The organism is Methylomonas sp. MS20 (assembly GCF_050275925.1).
Taxonomy (GTDB): Bacteria; Pseudomonadota; Gammaproteobacteria; order Methylococcales; family Methylomonadaceae; genus Methylomonas; species Methylomonas koyamae_A.
The window spans coordinates 4,662,772-4,684,560 of record NZ_CP189962.1 but is presented as its reverse complement, the minus strand read 5'-3'; the positions used below and the strand labels follow the sequence as shown (position 1 = coordinate 4,684,560).

Genomic DNA, 21,789 nt, shown 5'->3' with positions numbered 1-21,789 from the left:
ATGACAGGAAAATTGGGCCTGTTTCGGCCTAAATTGTTGGAATTTATAAATATACAAAACCAAGAAAAAAAATTTTTATTGGTTTCTTCCGCGTTAATATCGGGGATTATTAACGCTTTGACGTTGGTGATCTTGAATGCTGCGGCAAAAGACTTTGATAAGCCGGATTTGGACGAACGTTTATTCATTTTATTTGTGTTGTCGGTGGCTTTGTATTTTGTCTCTAAGCGTTATGTGACGCATAGGATCACCGAGTTAGTACAGGGTGGAATTTTTGATTATAGAACACGCGTACTGTATTTGCTGCGAGGAATAAAGCTTCTGTCTTATGAGTCCATAGGCAAGTCGCAGATTCTTTCCTTGTTATCGGAAAAGACCGAGTTGATTTCCCAAGCGGCGCATCGGCTTGCCGAAGGTGTTCCAGCTACTGTGATGTTGATTTGCTCTTTCATTTATATGGCGACGATTTCGAAGATGGCGTTGATGATGGCCTTGGTCTGTATCGCCGGCGCCATGATAAGTATTTATGTCCTCGTTCAATCGATCAGCGTTTCGATGCAACAAGCCATGGAAAAAGATAATGAATATTTTGCTTATATGCAACATGTGTTGGACGGTTTTAAGGAGCTGAAGATCAACCGGGAAAAGACGGATGACTTATATGGCAATTATATGAGGCAGGTTTCGGAAGAAGCTTGGCGGAATAATGTGTCGACCGACATTAGTAATGTCAATTTGCAACTTTATGCGCAGTTATATTTTTATATTTTAATGGCATCGGTTGTGTTTTTATTGCCGCAGTTAAGTAGTTTAACGGCCGATAAAATTATGTCTATCACTACGATTATATTTTTTATCATGGGGCCCATCGTCGTCATTATCGATATGGTTCCTAGCATGGCTAGAGCGAATGTGGCGATCGATTTTTTGCATCAATTGGAGTCGCAATTGAATGTCGCGCAGGAAAGTGTTTCAAGTGGACAACGCGCGTTTGTTTCTCCGGATTATTTTAATCGGATTTCCATCAGTCAACTATATTTTAGTTATCCGAACACAGACCAGGGGCGGCCGTTTTCGGTAGGCCCCTTCAGTTTGAACTTGAACAGAGGCGAGCTTGTTTTTATTCGTGGCGGTAACGGTAGCGGAAAATCGACTATTCTTAAGCTGGTGACGGGCTTATACGAGCCGAGTTCGGGCGCGATCATCGTAGACAATAAGACCATAGGAAATGACTTATTGATTGATTATAGAAGCCTTTTTTCGATTATTTTCACCGACTTTCATTTATTCGACCGATTTTATGGGCAGCAAAATGTTGATGTCGAAATGGTCAACGAATATTTGATTCTAATGGGTTTGGAGAAGAAAACCGGCTTCAAGAATGGCAGGTTCACCAATATTAATTTATCGACCGGGCAGAAAAAACGTTTGGCCTTGGTAATTGCTCTCTTGGAAGATAAAGCTATTTATGTGTTCGATGAAGTAGCTGCCGACCAAGATCCAGAGTTTCGTCAGTTTTTTTATGATGTTATTTTGCAAAAGTTGAAGGAAAAACAAAAGACCGTGATTGTTGTTACTCACGACGAAAAATATTTTACCCATTGTGACCGCTTATTGGTTGTCGACATGGGGCAGCTGAGGGAAGAAGAAAACGTTAATACATAAGCTCCACTGGCTTTTGGGTTAATAAAATAATACTCATTCACTTAGAGTTGATAGCTTTATACATAAATTTACGGCCGTGCCGAAGAGTGAAAAATTTATACAGAGGAGGCATAAGTTGAAGATAATAAATAGAAAAAAGTCGGGTTATTTGGTTTCGTTACTTGCAATATCGCTCGCTACGTCCGGATGTGGCGGCGCGGCTTTGAAAAGCGAATTCCGGGACGTTTCGGAAAATCATGCGTCGTTGTCCGACGAGCAAATGTTGCTAAACTTGGCGCGTAGAGCGAATTCCGTTCCGTCACATTTTCTACAGATGTCGGGCGTCAACGCGTCGTTTTCCTTTGGAGCAACTGTCGGTACGCAGACAACCCACACCAATACATCGATGCCGTTGGTTGCCGCGCTGGCATCGTTGGCTACTCTCGCTACTAAGGTATTTAGTTTTACAGGTACCGTGGGCTTAAGCGCGACTGAATCGCCGACCTTCTCCTTCGCGCCGTTGAGCGGTGCTTCGTTTGCCAAAACCGCGTATACACCGGTCGATAGTAGGATTTTTTTCGAACAATTAAGGCAAGGTGTACCGGTTAATCAACTAATGCGTATTTTGGTTGTCTCAATTGTTCTCGATTATCCGTCAGGAAAAAGATTGGTTTTAAACAATATCGCTGATCAGGACCAACCCAAGAATTTTCGAAATTTTTTACGCTTGGCGGGTCTTGCTAGACAAATGCAGTTGCAGCAAGTCCTAAGAATCGATACTGAAAATGGCCAAAATGTGTTGACTATTCCACCCGAGGCCTTGCCGTTATTAGAAAAATTGTACTCTTCGCACGAGTACGGTTTTTGGGAAGACAGTCCGTTTGTGCTTGGAGTAAGCGACGGCATTCCTAAGGTTTCTTTTGTCATGCGCTCATTCGACGGTGTTTTAGGGGCGTTGGGACTGGCGCAAAAACATTTTGAGCGTTGGTTGGCATCCGGTCAAAACTTGCAGGATGTTCCGGAAACCGAGCGCAGGCCAATTTTGACTCTGCAATGGTCTGAAGGTGCGCAATTAGTGGACTCAGGTTTGGAAGTAGAATATAACGGAAACCAATATAAGATAGCGGATCTCAACGATGGGGGGTACGTTACCTGGAACAGGGATTCGTTTAGAGTGTTAAATGACTTATTCACGATCGTTTCGTTGGATCCTAAAGATATGCCGGTTCAACAACTGATAAAGGTATACTAGGGTCAATACATCGCAATCGATATAAAACCGAATTTATTGAGTTGTTTCTAAAGTATGGAGATTTTATTTTAAATTCTCTCTCTAATGGAGGATATCAATATTTCGTAGTAACGATTGGCAATATCTGGAGCATGGTTTTTATTCCATCTTTTGCATTTTAAAGAATGGAAAATGCTGATGGTGTTTTAGAAGTGGCTGTTTCTGAAGGAGGTTTGATATTGATAGTTTGAATAAAAGTGTTAAGCAATTGGTATTGGGTTGCTTATTGTAGAGGAGTCGTGGCAATGTTCGGTTGCATTCTGTTATGCGTACACCGCCTTTTGTCATGAATTGTAATATTTCGTCTTGCTTGCTATCGATGTATCGATTTGTTGAATAGCAGTGAGGTTTGATTTTTCGCAAATTACCGAGGTGTGATGTAATGACTGACTTAGTAAAAACTGATAATGCAATAGATGCTGCTCATGATTTGGTAAAGAAAAGCATGTATGCTTCGATGGCTGCTGGTTTAGTGCCAGTGCCTATTTTTGATTTTTTGGCGGTATCCGGTATACAACTGGAGATGCTGAGAAGATTAAGCCATCTTTATGGCGTGACTTTTATGGAGGGTAAGGGCAAAAATGCTTTGGCCGCTTTAATAGGTGGTAGCTTTCCGACTTCGGTAACGCCACTGGTCATGAGTTTATTTAAATCGATACCGGTTGTCGGTTCAACGGTCGGTGCGGTGAGTTTGCCGTTGATTGCCGGTGCCTCGACTTATGCGGTTGGTAAAGTCTTTATTCAACATTTTGAATCGGGCGGTACTTTTCTGACATTCGACCCAGAACAAGTTAGAGCCTACTATTCCGAAAAATTTAAAGAGGGTAAAGCCGTGGCGGCATCCTCTGACGCTAAAAAAGTAACTGCCTGATCTTTTGAGAATTAAAAATATAACGATGAGCGGATCGCGGTTCGGTATCAACGACTGACCGCGATTGGCTCATTTTTAATTTCCTTTGAGGCATGAGCTTCATATTTAACTCTGAGCTCAATTTAAACGATGAAGCGCTTTCTACCTGCCGTAATCACCTCTACGATTATTGTTTTATTAGTCGTTGCGTATTTTTATCAGACGATGTTTATTACTATCAAGGCGGGTGAGGCGGGCGTTCTATATAAGAGGTTCGCTGGCGGTACCGTTACCGATAGAGTGTATAAGGAAGGGTTCCACATAATTTTTCCTTGGAACTCTATGGCGATTTACAACACTAGGGTTCAGCAACAAGGACACTCACTCTCGGTGCTTACTCAAGAAGGATTAAGAATAGAGCTTATAGTTTCGATACGCTACTATCCGGAGCGTGATTCGGTCGGTATATTGCATCAAAAAATTGGACCGGATTACCTGGAAAAAATTGTTATACCGGAAGTTGATCATACGCTTCGGGTACATGCCGGTAAAACCTCTGTTAGTGATATTTATACGACCAAAGGGGAAAGTCTGCATAACATTATCGTTCAAGCGGCGTCCGAAGTAGAAAAAAATTACATTTATATTCAGGATGTTGTTTTACAGCAAGTAATCTTACCCAAACAAGTCGAGGATGCAATTGAGGCAAAGATCGAGCAGAAGCAATTATCCGAAGCCTATCAATATAAGTTGGCGAGAGAAACGCAGGAGGCGGAAAGAAAGAAAATCGAGGCGGATGGGATATATAACTACAATACTCGAATCAGTCAATCTTTGAATAATGACGTTTTGAAATGGAAGGGTATAGAGGCGACGCGTGCATTAGCTGAATCGAATAATGCGAAAACTGTCATTATTGGTAATGGCGGTAATCAATTGCCTATTATCATTGGTGGTGAGTCCGGGCAATAAAGATGCGCATACAGGTTAGTATACTTAGAAATATAAAGGCAACTTTACGGACCATTTTTCACGTTGCATTATTTTTCGGTATTTCTTTTGGAGTTTACAGAGGCTTTTTTTCGTACACATTAACCTACGACTATTCGTTGAATACGCGTTCGGACATTGCTAATCAAGGGGATGGCGAGATTCATGTCGCCGCGGTTTGGCTGGACAGCGATAGAGCTTTTATGGATGGCGTTAACCTTGCCGTAAAGGAAGTAAATGAACAAGGGCTTGTGCTTAAATTGGATGATAAAAAGGTTAAGGCTAAATTGGTTATTCACGAGTATGACGATACGACTGATGATAGTGCGCAGGACTCGAGGTTAAGCATCGCGGAGGATCATAAAATTGTCGCGGTCGTAGGGCATTCTTCTTCGGCATCCGCAATACCAGCCTCGATTACTTACGAATATAACGGTATTTTATTCATTTCTACGGCAGCCACTGCTGATTTGTTGACGGAGCATAACTTTATATATACCTTTAGCATTATTCCAACCGAGGAGTTTTTTGTTGGTAAATTAATTAAGTTTTCTAAGGAAAGAAACTGGAATAAGCTTTTGCTGGTATTTTCTAGGAATTTGTATGGTTTAAATTTGTATCAGCGTTTTTCCGCCCAAGTTGAGCCACCGCTGGAAATCGTAGCCGCTCGATCGTTTTTCGTGGAGCAATCCGATTATAAAGGAATGATTTACGATTTGATGAATAAGGATTTTGACGCGGTTGTGATGGCGGCTGCGGAAGAGCATGCGGCTAAAATGATTGAGCAATTGCGTGAAATGGGGGTTAATAAGCCGATTATTGGAGGGGACGGTCTGGATATCCTAAAAATATGGGATTGGTCTAACCAAACTGCGAATCAAACCTATGTAGCATCGATTTTTTCGGGAAAAAATGAATTTAACGAAAAATTCAAGAACACATATGGCGTAGAGGGTAGCTATAGCGCTTATCAGGGCTACGAGGCGATACGGGTTTTAGCCGATGCTATTCAAAAGACCGGGAGCAGCAACCCTATTCAAGTGGCTTCAACGTTGAAATATGGTTACGCGCAAGGTTACGGCGGATATTTTTTTGACAAAAATGGCTTGGCTAGCAATAAAGAAATATATATCAAGCAGATAGTTGATGGGCGTTTTGTCCTGGTCGAATAGAGGGGTTTATGGTAATCGTAATTTCGCTAGTTTATGTGCTTGTCAGCTGGTTTATCGCGTTTTTGGGGAGAAATAAAAAGTTTGGCTTTTGGGGGTATTTATTCGGTTCTTTGCTGTTCACCCCATTCATCGGAATAATTTTATTATGCGCTTCGGATGTCGTGAAGGATAAGTAATCAATATCTAACTGTTACACATTTATTCATCCTCGGTTATGGCGTTGCTTAAATAGGTCAATAGCGGTTTATGTACAACACGGGAAATACAGTTTTAAATGATGACGGTGTTTTCTCGGCATGCATGGAGCGCCAAGCGCTCTGCGGATACGCCTGCTGTAAATTCCGCGGTGGTAATTGGATTATGCTGTTGCCTGGTGAATATGAGTTGGCTGGCGAAGTAGATCTGAAAACCGATCATTTGGCTTTTCAAGACAATCTTCACGCTATATGTTCAAAGCCTTGTAAAAACGGGGATTTTAAGCCTATGGACTGTTCTTGGTACCCGCTTTTTCCGGCAAATGAAACAGCGACAAAGTTTTTAGTTGCCGATCATCGGAAGTGCCCAATTCCCAATAAATATTTAATCGATAAAATGCGTTCGGTACAGACAGCCGCGTTAGCGTGGGAAAAGCGTTTTCCAGGTACCTTAAAGCGAATTGTCGCGTTAAGTCGCGATTTCGTTGGTTATAAACCGTTTCCATATAAATTCGACAATCAGGCTGTATTGGAAATGTCGCCGGAAGAATTATTGGAAATTACGCTGCCCACCGAGTTTTCCGTAGATTATGTTTGCATGGAATGGACGAGCAATCAAGCTGGTTATACGGCAACAAGCACGCCTGAAGATGAAGATTAATTCATTTTTAAACCAAAATCCATGGCGGCGGATTTTTTTCATTACTATTTCGCTGACGGCGTCTTCGGCAAGCGCGGAATATTCTGTGTATCAAGGAGAATATGGCTTTCTTTCCGGCAGAATGCAAGTTCAAATGGCGGCCTTGGGGGAAATTAACGAACGCTCCGGAGACCCTGGCGCGGATAAGTTAAGTAATATTTATTGGGAACATACTTTCGAGCCGGAAATACGCGGGGGGCTGAATCTGGGCGAGGGCAGTCAGCTATACAGCGATTTTAGTATGATTTATAGCGCGATGCTTGGACACGATCCTTCTGGTATTACTTTTAGGGGGCACCCACATTCCTCTAGAGATGATTATGCCCCTTACCCGGACTTTAAAGAATGGATGATGGCGGAACAAATGCATATCGGCTGGAAGTCCGGCAAATTATTTGAAGCATTGGGACAGGACGCGATTGACTTTTCAGCCGGGTCTCAAGATTATAAGTTGGGAACCGGCTTGTTATTGGCAAACGGTACCGACGATGGTGGTTTTCGAGGTTCTTATTGGATAGGTTCGAGAACGGTCTTTGTCAATACACTGATTGCCCGCATTAACTTCAAAGGCCTGAAATTCGAAGGCTTTTATTTGGAAAACAATCCCAGAAATCCGGAGAATCGGAAGAGATATACAGGGATGAATATGGAATATAATTATAAGGATGTTGTTAATGTCGGATTCAGCTATATTAACGATGATCATTATGGTGGCAGTTTGACTGCTGTCACCGATGCGTATGACTTTCGGTTGGACTTTAAGCCATTGCCGCATGAATTGCCTGGTTTATCGATTAGCACTGAATATGTTTATCAGCTTAACAATAAGTTAACCGACGTTGATCCGAATAATCCGACTCTTTATTGGTACGGGGATATGGGTGAAAAATCCATTTCCGGCGGTTTTGGTCAAATTGAATACCGTTTTTCAGAAACTCCTTGGCAGCCGACGCTAAGTTATCGCTATGCTTACATGCAAAGAGGTTTTGACTTCATGAATTTCGGGTTTAAAACTTGGGGCACTTGGTTTCAAGGTGAAATTAATGGCGAGTTTATATTTGATAATACCGATCTTATCACTAATACTACGAGATTGGTGTTGTCGCCGACTGAAAGCGTTACCGTTAATTTAATTTATTTGAATTACCAGCTGGACGATCCGGCGGTATGGAGTGTCAGTTCATCCGACTACGGTAATGAAGTTGATTTAGTCGCTGATTGGGCCGTAAGCGACGCTGTAGATATTGCCGCGGGCATCGAAACATTTATCCCAAACAAAGGCGGGAAGCAGGTATTTGGCGGTGGCAATGAAATGTGGATTCAAACTATGGTTTATGCGTCATTTAAATTTTAAATTGTTTTTGTCGCTGTTTTTTATGATTTTTGGAGCGGTTGCCGACGATTCCAGCTTAATGCCTTCCGACATTATGCGTATCAAACAGCGCGGCGAATTAATCGTTGCGATGTATTACGATGACGTGCCTCTGTTTTGCGAGAGGGCGAGCAACCAACAACTTAAAGGGATTGATATTGAAATCGCACAAGATATCGCGGAAAAATTGAATGTAAAGCTGGTTTTAAACAGAGAAGCCAGGACTTTTGACGAGGTCGCTCAAATTATCGCCCAAGGAAAAGCGGATGTCGGAATTAGCTCGTTAAGCGATACTTTGGATAGAGCGATGATGGTGCGCTTTACCGTTCCCTATTGGTCGCTGAGACAAGCGCTGCTGATTAACCGCCTGAAGTTATCCGCATATAAGGATCATCCGGACTTTAATCAAATCGAGCGATTATTAAATCAAAACGGTATCCAAATTGGTGTTTTAAAAGGCAGTTCTTATGTGGACTTTGCCGCTAAAATATTTCCGCTGGCTGGGGTTGTTAGTTACGACAGTGTGGCCGAAGGAATAGAAAACACCAAGAAAGCAAAAGTGCTGGCTTTTCTTTATGACGAAGTAGAGGTTATGAATTGGAGCAAGCAGCATCCTGAAGATAGTTTGTTTTTAAAGTCGGAGTTTATCAAGAAAAGCGAAGATACTTTGGCGATGGCGGTAAACTGGCGGGATACTCACTTGTTGGCATGGCTCAATTTATACATCCAACACGCCAAAAATAATTTTATATCGGAATTGAATGCGAAATATTCGAACATTCAGTAGTTTGATATTTTTATATCTATTGGCTGTTTATATATTTCCCATCTAAGTTGCATATTGGGGGCGGGCAGCCTCCGTCGCTAGGGAATACGGTATTTATTAACAACAATGTATTTATTTAAGCGGTTTTTTTTAAAAATAGCCTCATTTAAGCCTCAAAAAACCTGGTTGCTGAGTCCGTGGGTGATCTTTGGCGGTGTTTTTTCCGGTGTGGCTATTGGCATATTCGATAAGTCGTTAGCTGGGCAACTGCTTCCGATAGGTACCTTATATTTAAGGTTGCTGCAGATGTTGGTATTGCCGATTCTGATATCGGCAGTGATATCCGGTCTGGGTAATTTGTTTGTTTCGGGCATAAAAAAAAGCCAGCTTTCGAGCCTGGGTAGCTTTTTGTTTTTAGGCTTGGTTATTGCCAGCAGCGTAGGCGTGGCGTTCGGGGTTCTTGGGCATCCTGGGGACGGATTGCAACACGATGCCCAAGTTACGCTGGGTAAGACTATCAATCGTTCAGAATTGAGTGTAACGGCGCCGCCGGAAGTCCAAAAGCCGACTGTTTTTTCCTATGCTCAAGCGATCATTCCGGAGAATATCTTTAGCTCGCTCGATAGAGGCGACACGTTGGCAATTTTGTTTTTTTCGATACTGATCGGTATTAGCATGGGTATGATAGATACCGAAGCCAATAAAACCGCTTTGGCTGTGGTGAATGCGTTTTACCATGTGTTTTTATCTATTATCGGCTGGATGATGCATTTATTGCCGTTTGGTTTGTTATGCCTATTTGCCGGACAAATTGCCCAAGTGGGTATCGATATCGTTTGGGCCACCGTTAAATTGATACAATATCTTTATATCGCATGCGTGGTTACGATAATCGTTTACAGTGTAATTATTTGGTGGAAATTAAAACACAGATTATCTTATTGGCAAACGGTTTCCGGATTGCGGCAGCCTATGATTGTCGCGTTGGGTACCGCTAGCAGTTTCGCCACTATTCCTTCCGCATTGGCTGCTTTGAAAGATAATTTGCAAGTTGATGAAAATGTTTCGGATTTGATTGTTCCGTTAGGGGCTACGATCAATCCTCCGGCATCTGTATTGCAATTTGCGATATCCAGCATTTTCATTGCGCAAATCTATGGTGCGGAGCTTGGTTTTGAGCAACTTTTGATTATTTTTATGGGATCGATACTGGCCGGCGTGGCTTCGTCGAGTGCGCCAAGTATGGTGGCTTTGAGTATGATCGCGATGATTCTTGATCCGTTGGGATTACCGAGCAGTGTAGCTATCATTCTGCTCATTGCAATTGATCCCGTTGTCGATCCGATAGTGACCGCACTTAATGTGCAAGCCAATTGTGCGTTGGCGGTATCGTTATCGGAAACCGATAGCGACGTCACCTGTACTCCGGCTCGGGTTTAGCTCGCTTTAGTGATCACGATTTCCGCGTTGGCGCGGTTCGGGTTTTCTAGTAGCCGATCACTATTTTGATCCAATATGGATTGTGGATAATTGGGTAATATGGAAGGCGGTTTTCTGGGAATTGAAGCGGAAAAACGGTTTCCCGAGTATAGACTTTCGGCGGACTGACTAAGAATGATTATTCTCCATTTCGGAAGAAGGTATGGTGCTAGTCAAGTACGCGGTTATTCGCCAGTAACAAACGTTAGTGATTCGGCGTTGGTTAAATGGCAAATCTATGACGGATTGCCGGGTGGGTTAGGTGGTCGGTAATTTGAATTTTGTGCTGAACCCGTGACCAGTGTAATTCAAGGTTAAACAATCCGGTATTTGTGTGTGGACTATTTTTTATATACCAGCTATCGAACTTTTCCTAGAGTTGACGAATTGTTGCAAATTATACAGCCGCTTAATTTTTGCTATGTTTTTCAACGACGGTACAAAATTGATTTTTCACCGCTACACAAATTAAGCGGATTGAAGTCTTAACTAGTTAAGGTTGAGGAAGGAATGGAGCTTTTTGCATTTCCATTTGCCGGCGGTAACGAACATTGTTATCGTGAGTTGGGTAATAGTTTAACCGGCATTCGCTTGAATGTTCTGCCGTTGCCGGGGCGGGGCAGCCTGATGTCGCGGCCGTGCATATCCTGTAGCGAGGAAATGGCCGATTACCTTTTCGAACGGATCAAGGATAGCCTACAACGGCCTTACGCCTTTTTTGGTCACAGTATGGGGGCATTTATCGCTTATATGCTCTGCAGGAAGATCGATAGTGAAAATATGCCGTTACCTAAGAAATTGATTTTATCCGGCCGTAGAGCGCCTTCCGTGATCGAAGACGAACCAAAACATAAAATGCCCAGTCAGCGATTTAGGCAAGTATTGCGAGAGCTGGGTGGCATCCCGGATGCGGTTTGGCGGGATGAGGAAATCATGTCGCTGTTCGAACCTATTATTCGATCGGATTTTCAGATGATAGAGACTTATTGTCATCAAAAGCAGAATGCGTTGGATATTCCCGTACATTTGTTTTTAGGCCGCTATGACAATGTTAGCGACGAGCAAGCCCTAGCTTGGCAACTGGAGACTTTGCAGCCGATTGATATTACGTATTTCGATGGAGGTCATTTTTATTTTAAAGATGATGAATTCTTGTTGAAGCAATTGGCCAAAAAGATCATTGACGCGCTGGCGGGCTAAGTTGCGCATCGTATTTTTAAATGACTATATAACTATTGTGGAGATTACTTGTGTTCGACGACGAAAATACAATATTTAGGGTGGTATTGAACCACGAGGGACAATACTCAATTTGGCCGAAAAGCCGCGATTTGCCATCCGGCTGGACAGCCGACGGTACGGAAGGCCTTAAGCAAGTGTGTTTGGATCATATTGAAAAAGTGTGGACAGACATGCGGCCGCTGAGTTTGCGGCGGGCTATGGATCAATAATTAGGCGCTCGGCGAGTTTGACGGGCCGTTTTGGCGGATATTGGCTACGTGCCATTTTTCATCGGAATACGTTGAAATGTTAGAACTGATCAACCGCTATTGTCACGGATTTGTTGCTCTTCCCGTTATACATGGTTTGCGGAAACAAACATTTTTTAGCATTTTCAACGATGGCAAGGCCGTTAGTTTCGATGCTCTGTTAGCGCGTACGCAAGGCAACTCAGGGCATTTGAAAGCCGCGTTGAGGCTACTCGAGTCTTTAGAAATATTGGCCTTGAATCAAACTTATCGAGCGGGTTCTAGGTTTGATTGGCCGGCTCGGCTACCGGATAACTTCGAGTCTTTATTAAGGCTTGATTTTTCTACCGATAGCCAACAGACCATCGACTATTGGTTGGATCAGTCCTTACGGCATTGGTCTACTCAGGATTCGTTGTTGGCCGATTTTCTGGATGGTTTATGGCTACTGCCATTGTTTTTTCAACAAAAACCGGATCGCGACGGTCGGGGTTTCGACGAAACGTTTCATTTTTTAGCTCAGCGCGACCGACTGCGACAGTGTTTTTTAAATAAAGGCTGGATAGAGCGCCAAGCCGAGCGATGGGTTTTCAGTGCCGCCGGTCGGCATTTGTGTGAGCGTATTTTTGTTGCCGGTACGGTGTTTTCCTATCGGCCGATGCTGGCAAATATGGGCGAACTGTTATTCGGCGACGTCGGCAAGGTATTTTGTCGCGACGCGGAAGGCCATGAAAATCATTTGGACCGCTTGTTAAACGTTCAGGCCAGCGGATTTCAGCATGAACGATATTTTAAAGATTGCCAAGCCATCATCGTTGAAATCTTTAATCAAACGCCGATCGAAACTCAGCCCGATTATATTGCCGATATGGGCTGCGGCGACGGCACCTTATTAAAGCGCGTTTATCGGGTCATTCAGAGCCAAACCGAGCGAGGCCGGCAGCTCGATCGCTACCCGTTAATGTTGATCGGCGCCGATTACAATCAAAAGGCGCTATCGGCAACGGCGGCGACCTTGGCTGAATTTCCGCATACAACCATTCAAGCCGACATTGGTAATCCAGCCCGGTTTTTGGCGGATTTACAAGCTGCCGGCATCGCGAATACCGGAAAAATTTTACATATCCGTTCTTTTCTCGATCATGACCGGCCCTACATCGCACCGAAGCTGCAAGATCAATTGCGGCAAAGAGCCGAAGGACGGACGCATGGGGTTTATATCGACAGGGATGGTCAGGCGATCCCCGCAAAGGTGGTTTATCAGAGCCTGGTCGAACATTTGACCCGCTGGTCGGCGATTATCGGCGACAGCGGGGCGATGTTCTTGGAGGTCCACAGCTTGCCGCCCCAGGTGATTGCCCGCTATTTGGATCAATGCGAAAACCTGCATTTCGACGCCTATCACGCCTTTTCGGGGCAGATGTTGGCCGATGCCGACGAGTTTTTATGGGCGGCGGCGGAAAGCGGCTTATTTCCGCGTCTGGCTTATGCTCGACATTATCCTAGAACCCTACCGTTTAGCCGCATTACGTTAAATTGGTTCGAAAAGCGCCCTTATCGGCTGCGGCCCGCATTTAGCGATGACCTGGAAGCCCTGGTCGATCTCGATCAAGCCTGCTGGCCCGTGCATTTAACCGCCGGACGCGACATGATCGCGGCAAGGTTGGCACGTTACCCGCAAGGCCAATATGTGCTCGAACAACAAGGCGAGGTGTTAGGCGCGCTGTATACGCAACGCATTAAAGAGCAGGCGATTCTCGATCAGGCGACTTTCCTGCAATTGCCGCAGCTCCATGATCCTCAAGGCGCGATCCTACAAATTCTGGGTATGAATATTAAGCCCAGTGTTCAGCATTTGGGCCTGGGCGATCAAATACTGGATTTTTTATTGTACGTCTGTGGTTTGGACGGTAACTGCGAAGCGGTCGTGGGCATCAGCCGTTGCAAGCAGTTTGCCGAACAGGGCAGTTTGACGATGCCGCAGTATTTGCAAAAATGCCGCGACAGCGGCCAGTGGGATACGGTGCTGCATTTTCACGTTCATCACGGAGCCGAAGTGGTCAAGCCGATTGCCGATTACTGGCCCGATGACGTTGAAAATCAGGGCTACGGCATTTTAGTTCGGTATTCGATGGCCGAGGCTGAACGCTATTGCCAAGATTCTATAGCGGCGGGTTCCGTTGCCGATGCGGTTTCGAAAGCTAAGATTGTTAACGAAGCGATACGGACGATACTCGGCGAATCCAGAAAAACGATGTTTTCTCCCGAGCGTGCCCTCATGGAGATGGGCTTGGACTCCTTGGACTTGTTGGAGCTGCGCACGCTTTTAAGCAAGCAATTGGGCGTCCCGCTAGAGCCGATGTTTTTCTTTTCTTACGGCACGGCCAATGCGATCAGCGCTTATTTTAACGGCGAATCGGCGAAACCCTCGGCAATGTCTCCGTTGCTCGGTTTTCCAGAACCGGTTGCAGCGGAAAGGCCAGCAGCGCAACAGCGGCCGTTCGACGTCGCGATTGTCGGCATGGCTTGCCGCTTTCCTGGCGGCGTTCGTTCGGCCGATGGCTTTTGGCAGTATTTGCGCGCCGGTTTGCATGGTATCGGCCAAGTACCGCCGGAACGTTGGGATTACCGGTCCTACCAGCCCGATGCCAATCCGTACGGCGGTTTTATTGACGATGTCGATCGATTCGATGCCGAGTTCTTCAATGTGACGCCGCGAGAGGCGCGTTTAATAGACCCTCAACACCGTTTATTATTGGAAACGGCTTGGGAAGCGTTCGAGCAGGCGGGGATTAATCCGCGGTTGGCTCAACAGACCGGGGTGTTCGTCGGTTTATCAGGGCACGATTACGAGTTGCTGGCGGCCGAAATAAATCGGGATAGACATTACGACGTCTATCATGCCATCGGTAATTCAGCGGCGATGGCCGCTGGGCGTTTGGCTTACTTTTTCGGTTTTAACGGTCCTGCCGTCAGTGTCGATACCGCCTGTTCCTCGTCGTTGCTGGCTGTCCGGCAGGCTTGTGAAAGCTTGCGTCGCTCCGATTGCCGTTTGGCGTTGGCCGGCGGCGTCAACTTAATGCTGGCGCCCGATTTGACGATGGCCTTTTCCAAAAGCGGCATGCTGGCGGCCGACGGGCGTTGTAAAACCTTTGATGCCGAGGCGGATGGCTATGTGCGTAGCGAAGGTTGCGGTTTAGTGTTGTTAAAACCGTTGACGGACGCTGTTCGCGACAGGGACCAGATTTTCGCGGTCATCAAAGGCAGCGCCGTCAACCAAGACGGCGCGAGCAACGGCATTACCGCGCCGAACGGTTTGGCACAGGAAGCGCTGATGCGGCAAGCCTTGATTGATGCCAAGCTACCGGCCGCGGCGGTTTCGGTGTTGGAGGCACATGGTACCGGAACGCCACTGGGCGACCCTATCGAGATAGAATCTGTCGCAAGAATATACGGTGAAGGCCGGACGGCGGACAATCCCTTGGTGATAGGCTCCGTTAAAACCAATATCGGCCACACCGAAGCTGCGGCCGGCGTAGCCGGATTGATTAAATTGTGTTTGGCGCTTAAACATCGATTCATACCGCCGCATCTGCATTTCAAACACCTCAATCCGCGCATTCCGTTGGCCGAAATTCCAGCTACGGTACCGTTGGAAGGCATGGATTGGCCCAAACAAGCCGACAGACTCAGAACGGCGGCGATCAGTGCGTTCGGCTTTAGCGGCACCAATGTACATATGATTATTGCCGAGGCCGAGGAAACCGAACGCCCGGAGCCTATAGATTTAGCCTGCGTATTGCCGTTATCGGCGCAAACGCCCGAGGCTTTGCAAGCCTTGGTTCAAGACTATAAACGGTACTTAACGACGGGTAAGTCGCTCAATTTGTTGAGCATCGCCGCGACAGCGGCAACCGGAAGACAGCATTTCGATTTTCGATTGGCGGTTGCCGCGGCCAATAGCGAGCAGTTGCTGGAGAAATTAAATCATTGCGGCCAAGCAGACTATTCCATACGCGCTCGACCTGAAACGGTGTTCTTATTCACCGGCCAAGGCGCGCAATATCTGCAAATGGCGCGGGGACTTTATGCTAGCCGTAGCTATTTCCGGCAGGTTTTTGACCAATGTTCCGAACTGTTCGCCGCTTATCTGGATTGCTCTATCGTGGATGTGTTGTTCGGTGAAGACGGTTCAGAACAAGCGCTGCGACAAACGGGGTTGACTCAACCGGCTTTATTCACGCTGGAATATGCGTTGGCCAAACAATGGCAGCAATGGGGTGTCGAGCCGGACGTCATGATAGGCCACAGCATCGGCGAGTACGCCGCGGCGTGCTTGGCGGGGGTGTTCGACCTGAATCAAGCCGTGATGCTGGTGGCCAAGCGCGGCCAAGTGATGCAAGCGTTACCGGCCAACGGCAAAATGGCGGCGGTCAATTGCCGGCAAGCGCAATTGGCGCCTTTTCTGAATGCCGGCGAAGACGTGGTCATCGCTTGCTTCAACGCCCCGGAGCGGCTGGTGTTATCCGGTTCTGCAAGCGGCGTGGACCGTTTGTTGGAACGCTTAACCGATGCCGGCTTCTCCGCTACCGAGCTAAAAGTGTCCCACGCCTTTCATTCGCCGTTGATGGCGGGGGCTTTGTCCGAATTCAGGCAGGCATTGGCAAAGGTTCAATTCAATCAACCGGCGATACGAATCATTTCCACCTTGTCGGGGCAGGCGGTGAGCGACCAGATGAGCCACGCCGATTATTGGTTGCGGCAAATCGTCGAACCGGTCGATTTTACCGGGGCAATCGACACCTTGCGCCTGAAGGGCAGCGAGCAGATATTGTTGGAAGTTGGACCGAGAAGCGTATTGACGAGCTTGGCCAGGCAAGTCGCCGGCCAAACGGAAAATATCGTGTTCTTACCGGCTTTGGATCCGGGCGTGGACGACGATCTTAGGGTGGCGGAAAATGTCGGCCGTTTGTACGAGTTAGGCTTGAACATCGATTGGCAGGCGTTTTACGGCAGTCTGCCGTATAACAAGGTTTCGTTACCGACCTATCCGTTTCAGCGACAACGCTATTGGCTTGACGACGTTTATCGAACAAAGCCGTTGTCGTTAAACACGGCCTATTGCCATCCGTTGCTGGGCCAGGCTATTTCCTCGCCGCTGGCCGACGAATATCAAGCCAGTCTGGGTTTAAACGATTTGGCTTGGTTGGCCGGCCATAGCATTGACGAGGAGGTCATCTTGCCGATGGCCGCTTATCTCGAAATGGCCGTCGCGGCGGCGGGTACCGGGCTGGCGTTGAAAGAGATTGTCGTTGCGAAAGCCTGCGCCGTTTCCGAAACCGCTTTGACGCTGCATACCGTCAAACAGGCCGATAACATTACCACTTACAGCCGCCAAGACGGCGATTGGCGGCAACATTTCAGCTGCTCGGTCGCCACTATAGAGACTCGTGAAGCGGCCGAGAGGCATTTGGATTTGCCCCAGATACAAGGGCAATTGCAAACGCTATCCAGGGATGATTTTTACCGGCAACAAGCGCTACGCGGTTACCGTTTCGGCGGTTGTTTCCAAAGTTTGGAACAACTCTACCAAGGTCGGGAAAGCGCGTTGGCCTATGCCTCTTGCAATCAATCTGGCGCCGGTTACCGCCTGCATCCCGTATTGCTCGACGCCGCGATCCAATGCGCCTTGATGTTGCTGCCTCGGGACGGGGTTCAGCGTTACATGCCGTTCAGTATCGAGCGCTTTGCCTTATGGGGCCATCCCGGCTCGGGATTATGGAGCTTGGCGAAGCTCGTAAAGCGCTACGACGATGCGCTATTGGTCGATATCGACATTTACGACAGCGAAGGTTTAGCGATTGCCGCCCTCAACGGTGTGATGCTGAAACGGGTCGCCGCGCGAGCCGCTCAAGCCAGCCTGCCGATCATGGACGGGCTCTATCGAATCCAGTGGCAACACCAAGAAGCCGCAGCGGGTAAGAGCGAGGTGATTAGCACCTTGCGGCAAGAGTTTGCGCAGGGACTAAGCTTCGAGGCCGTCAAGGGCACCGGCGGCCGCTTGAATCAAGTCGCGGTGGGATATTTTCTGCAGGCCTTGGAGCAACTGGGGATGGAACCTTCACGGGTCTATGCCGACAGCGCCGACTTGATGGCGAGTTCTGGCGTTCAGCGGCGTTTTAGCCGCTTGTTCGAGCGCATGCTCGCCATTTTGCGTGAAGCCGGCTGCATTGATGTGGTCGATGGCGGTTGGCGTTTTCGGCGGACTTTGCCTTCATCGGCTAGGATGTTGGCGGAGCGGTTACGGCTGGAGTATCCGGCGCTGGCGGCGGAAGTCGATTTGCTGGCCCGTTGCGGCGAACAACTGGCATCGGTTTGGCGGGGCGAACGCGATCCCTTGCCATTGATTTTTCCGGCGGATAATCCTTCGGCGATTACTGATTTTTATCGGCACTCGCCGTCGTTTGCCGTGCTGAACCAAGCCTTGGCGGTTGCCGTTGCCCAATTGGCGCGCGGCACGGCAACCACTAACGCTTGCCGCATCTTGGAAATCGGCGCGGGAACCGGGTCGGCGACTTACCATATTCTGAACGCCCTGGACGCTGAGCGATGCCGCTATACCTTCACCGACGTCTCGCGTTATTTTACCGAGCAGGCCAAACAAGCCTTTGCCAGCCACGTGTTCGTCGATTACCGAATCTTAGATATTGCCGCCGATCCGCAAGCACAGGGTTTCGCGGCTCAGTCTTTCGACATCGTCATTGCTTCCAATGTGTTGCACGCCACGACCGATTTGCATCGCACTTTAAGTCATTGTCGGCAGTTATTAGCCGGCGGTGGACATCTAGTCTTACTGGAAGGCGTGGAAGCAACGCCTTGGATCGATGCGGTATTCGGCCTGACCGAGGGTTGGTGGGCCTTTAACGATAACTTGCGCAGGGATTATCCGTTATTGAATAGCCGGCAATGGCAACAGGCCTTGCAAGATTTGGGTTTGGAGGCCGAATGCTTGGTCGCGGATCATCAGGATGCACCATTTAAACAAGCCTTGGTGTTGGCTTCGGCTCCAAAGCCGGTCGCGAAGACCTGGTTGGTGGCGGGCGATCAAAATGGCTTGGCCGAGCAATTAAGTCGAATTCTGGAACAGCGGGGCATGGATTGTTTTCGACTGGTTGCCGGTGAGCAATTTAAACCCTTGGAGTCGAAGCGGTTTCAAGTCAACCTAGAGCAAGCTGACGATTACCGGCAAGCGATAGCCGCCATCGAACGCCGCCAGCATATCGACGTCGTGGTCAACTGCTGGCCTTTGTCGTTATCGGCCGCGGAGTCGCGGTCTGGCGAACTGCTGATGGAGAACACGCGTTTTCTCAGTGTCGGCGCCTTGGCCTTGATTCAAGCATTACTGGCCGGCGAGCGCCCGGTAAGCCTTTTGTGCCACCTGACCCGGCACTCGCAAAGCATCGATCAACAGGACCAAAGCACTTGCCCGGAAGCGGCAACCTTATGGGGGATCAATAAAGTCAGCTTGTTGGAACACCCCGAATTGAACAGTGTCGTTGCCGATCTTGACGATCAGCCGGCCAGTGCCGCGTTGTTGATACAAGACTTGTTGCAAGGTGCGCTGGAATCGCAGCAGGTTTACCGGAACGGTCAACGTTTCGTGCCCAGACTGGCGGCGATCGATCAACCAAACGGCGTGGAAATCAACCGTTCGTGGCGGGCAATCCAAGCTAAAGCGGGGGCGATCGACGCTTTACAACTTGTGGAAGTTTCCAAAGCCGCGCTAGCACCGCATCAGGTCGAAATCAAGGTTCAGCACGCCGGACTGAATTTTATCGATGTCATGGATGTGCTGGGTTTGCTACCGTTCGAGCGCGAAGGTTTAGGCATGGAATGCGTCGGAGTGATTAGCCGTTGCGGCGCCGAGGTTGTCGATTTTAGCGTCGGACAGCGGGTGATCGCCCTGGCCGAAGGTGCGTTTACCGATGAACTGATCGTCGATGCTTTTTGCGTCGCCGCATTGCCGGACACGATTCCTTCTTTGGCGGCGGCGACCCTGCCGGTCGCTTTTGTGACCGCCAGCCACGCCTTACTCCAGGTAGCCAAACTGCAGCCCGGACAGCGGGTGCTGATTCATGCCGCGGCGGGCGGTACCGGCATGGCGGCGGTACAAGTCGCCTTGGCGGCCGGCGCCGAAGTGTATGCGACGGCCAGTGTCGCCAAATGGCCGCAAGTGCGGCAGTTGGGCGTCGAATTAGTGATGAATTCCCGCGACCTGTCGTTCGTCGAGCAAGTCAAGCAGGCAAGCGGCGGCGAAGGCGTCGACGTTGTATTCAATAGCCTGACCGGCGATTTTATTCCGGCGGGCTTGAGCTTGTTGAAAGCGGGCGGTTGCTTTTTAGAGATCGGCAAGCGCGAGCTATTGACGGACGAACAGTTGGCGGCCTTGGCGCCGGCTGTCGATTATCGGCCGGTCGATGTCAGAGTCTTATGCCAAAGCCAGCCGCGGATGATTCAGCAATTATTGCAAACGGTTATCGCGCATATCGAACTGCAAACCTACCGGCCCTTGCCCTATACCCGCTTCGAGTGGCCGCAAATGCAACACGCTTTCCGGTTCATGCAGCAGGCCAAACATGTCGGCAAAATCGTGTTGACCAACCAAGCCAATGTCGACGATTTCGTTTGCGATGCCAATGCCAGTTATCTGATCACCGGTGGCCTGAAAGGGCTGGGTTTGTATAGTGCGCGGTGGTTGGTTGAAAAAGGCGCCAAGCAGCTGTTTTTGCTCGGGCGCTCCGTGCCTACCAAAGCCAACGAAGCCAAAATAACAGAACTGCGGGCTCGGGGTGTCGAGGTTGAAGTCTTGATTGCCGACGTCAGCGACGAGGCGGCCATGCAGGCGGTTTTTCAGCGAATCCGGCAAACCGGCAGGCCGTTGAAGGGGATCGTGCATTCGGTTGGCGTGTTGAGCGATGGTGCGTTACGACAACAAAACTGGCAACGTTATCGGACCGTATTGGAGCCGAAAATAACCGGCGCATGGCTATTGCACCGCCTCAGCCAAGCGGACAATTTGGACTTTTTCCTGATGTATTCTTCGGTGGCCTCCTTGCTCGGTAGCGCCGGGCAGTCTAACCATGCCGCCGCCAATGCGTTTTTGGATGCGCTTGCCGCTTACCGGCGGGCGCGGGGCTTGGCTGGACAAAGCATCAATTGGTGCGGCTGGTCGGAAATTGGTTCCGCCGCCGAACTGAAGCTGAGCGACCGGATTCGCAAGGGCTTGGCCGACATTTCGCCGGAGCAGGGCGGGCTTGTTTTAAACGAAGCCCTAAAACGTAACGAGGTACAACTGGCGGCCTTACCCATCGATTGGCCGGTATTCCTGGCCGATGCACCGATGCGGGAGTTTTTTGCGGCCTTCGGTACGGCGGCTCCCGCGATTGAAACGGTGCCGGTTGCAAATTCCGGACAATTCGATGCGCAGGCGCTGCGGCGCTTGAGCGAAGCCGACCGCGGCCATAAGCTGAAACACTTTCTTACCACCGAGTTGGCGGCGGTATTGGGAATGGACTTGGCGCAACTCAATGCCTTGAGTCAACGCCATTCCGGCTTTTTCGATCTGGGGCTGGATTCGCTAACCTCGGTGGAGTTCAAAAACAAGATCAATCACGGCTTGGCGGTCAAATTGCCGGCGTCGGCGATTTTCGACTTTCCGACGATTCAAGCCTTGAGCGGTCATTTAATGACGCTGCTGGCAAACGACGAACGGGTTGCCGGGACAACCGAAACGGCCGGCGACGAACTGGAGGGGCTGTCCTTGGAACAAGCGGCTGAATTACTGGCGAAGGAATTAGGATAA

12 protein-coding genes and 1 pseudogene are annotated in these 21,789 nt (G+C 48.4%); all 13 read left to right on the top strand.

Going from position 1 to position 21,789, the window contains the following annotated elements; genetic code table 11:
* The 13 genes and pseudogenes from ACQE3D_RS21020 (at nt 1) to ACQE3D_RS20960 (ending at nt 21,789) form a co-directional block, all read left to right on the top strand.
* Nucleotides 1-1,665 (top strand): ATP-binding cassette domain-containing protein, encoded by a 1,665-nt coding sequence (locus tag ACQE3D_RS21020; RefSeq protein ID WP_064031416.1) that lies wholly within the window; start codon nt 1-3, stop codon nt 1,663-1,665.
* A gap of 115 nt (nt 1,666-1,780) precedes the next feature.
* A complete protein-coding gene (locus tag ACQE3D_RS21015) occupies nt 1,781-2,896 on the top strand; it encodes a hypothetical protein (protein ID WP_139306187.1) in 1,116 nt (371 codons plus the stop codon).
* A 421-nt stretch (nt 2,897-3,317) separates the two neighbouring features.
* Nucleotides 3,318-3,806 carry a YcjF family protein gene (locus ACQE3D_RS21010; RefSeq protein WP_064031418.1) on the top strand — a complete coding sequence of 163 codons (489 nt, stop codon included), beginning with the start codon at nt 3,318-3,320 and terminating at the stop codon, nt 3,804-3,806.
* A gap of 129 nt (nt 3,807-3,935) precedes the next feature.
* The gene (locus ACQE3D_RS21005) at nt 3,936-4,757 is read left to right on the top strand and encodes a prohibitin family protein (RefSeq protein ID WP_064031419.1); all 822 of its coding nucleotides are present in this window, start codon (nt 3,936-3,938) and stop codon (nt 4,755-4,757) included.
* Between the two features lie 137 nt (nt 4,758-4,894).
* Complete coding sequence (locus tag ACQE3D_RS21000; protein ID WP_168033266.1) at nt 4,895-5,947, top strand: ABC transporter substrate-binding protein; 1,053 nt, start codon at nt 4,895-4,897, stop codon at nt 5,945-5,947.
* 246 nt (nt 5,948-6,193) lie between these two features.
* A complete protein-coding gene (locus tag ACQE3D_RS20995) occupies nt 6,194-6,802 on the top strand; it encodes a hypothetical protein (protein WP_281021412.1) in 609 nt (202 codons plus the stop codon).
* Entirely contained in the window at nt 6,792-8,195 is a 1,404-nt protein-coding gene (locus tag ACQE3D_RS20990) for a hypothetical protein (protein WP_313730594.1), read from the top strand. The genes ACQE3D_RS20995 and ACQE3D_RS20990 overlap by 11 nt, the downstream gene beginning before the upstream one ends.
* The gene (locus tag ACQE3D_RS20985; protein WP_071157324.1) at nt 8,176-9,000 is read left to right on the top strand and encodes a substrate-binding periplasmic protein; all 825 of its coding nucleotides are present in this window, start codon (nt 8,176-8,178) and stop codon (nt 8,998-9,000) included. Before ACQE3D_RS20990 ends, ACQE3D_RS20985 begins: the two co-directional genes overlap by 20 nt.
* Nucleotides 9,001-9,105: 105 nt before the next feature.
* Complete coding sequence (locus ACQE3D_RS20980) at nt 9,106-10,419, top strand: dicarboxylate/amino acid:cation symporter (protein WP_313730596.1); 1,314 nt, start codon at nt 9,106-9,108, stop codon at nt 10,417-10,419.
* A 549-nt stretch (nt 10,420-10,968) separates the two neighbouring features.
* Nucleotides 10,969-11,658 (top strand): thioesterase II family protein, encoded by a 690-nt coding sequence (locus tag ACQE3D_RS20975; RefSeq protein ID WP_064031425.1) that lies wholly within the window; start codon nt 10,969-10,971, stop codon nt 11,656-11,658.
* 50 nt (nt 11,659-11,708) lie between these two features.
* Complete coding sequence (locus tag ACQE3D_RS20970; RefSeq protein ID WP_064031426.1) at nt 11,709-11,909, top strand: MbtH family protein; 201 nt, start codon at nt 11,709-11,711, stop codon at nt 11,907-11,909.
* A gap of 76 nt (nt 11,910-11,985) precedes the next feature.
* Nucleotides 11,986-12,168 (top strand): annotated as a pseudogene (locus tag ACQE3D_RS20965) (hypothetical protein); the annotation flags it as partial.
* Nucleotides 12,169-12,183: 15 nt separating this feature from the next.
* Nucleotides 12,184-21,789 carry an SDR family NAD(P)-dependent oxidoreductase gene (locus ACQE3D_RS20960; RefSeq protein ID WP_313730598.1) on the top strand — a complete coding sequence of 3,202 codons (9,606 nt, stop codon included), beginning with the start codon at nt 12,184-12,186 and terminating at the stop codon, nt 21,787-21,789.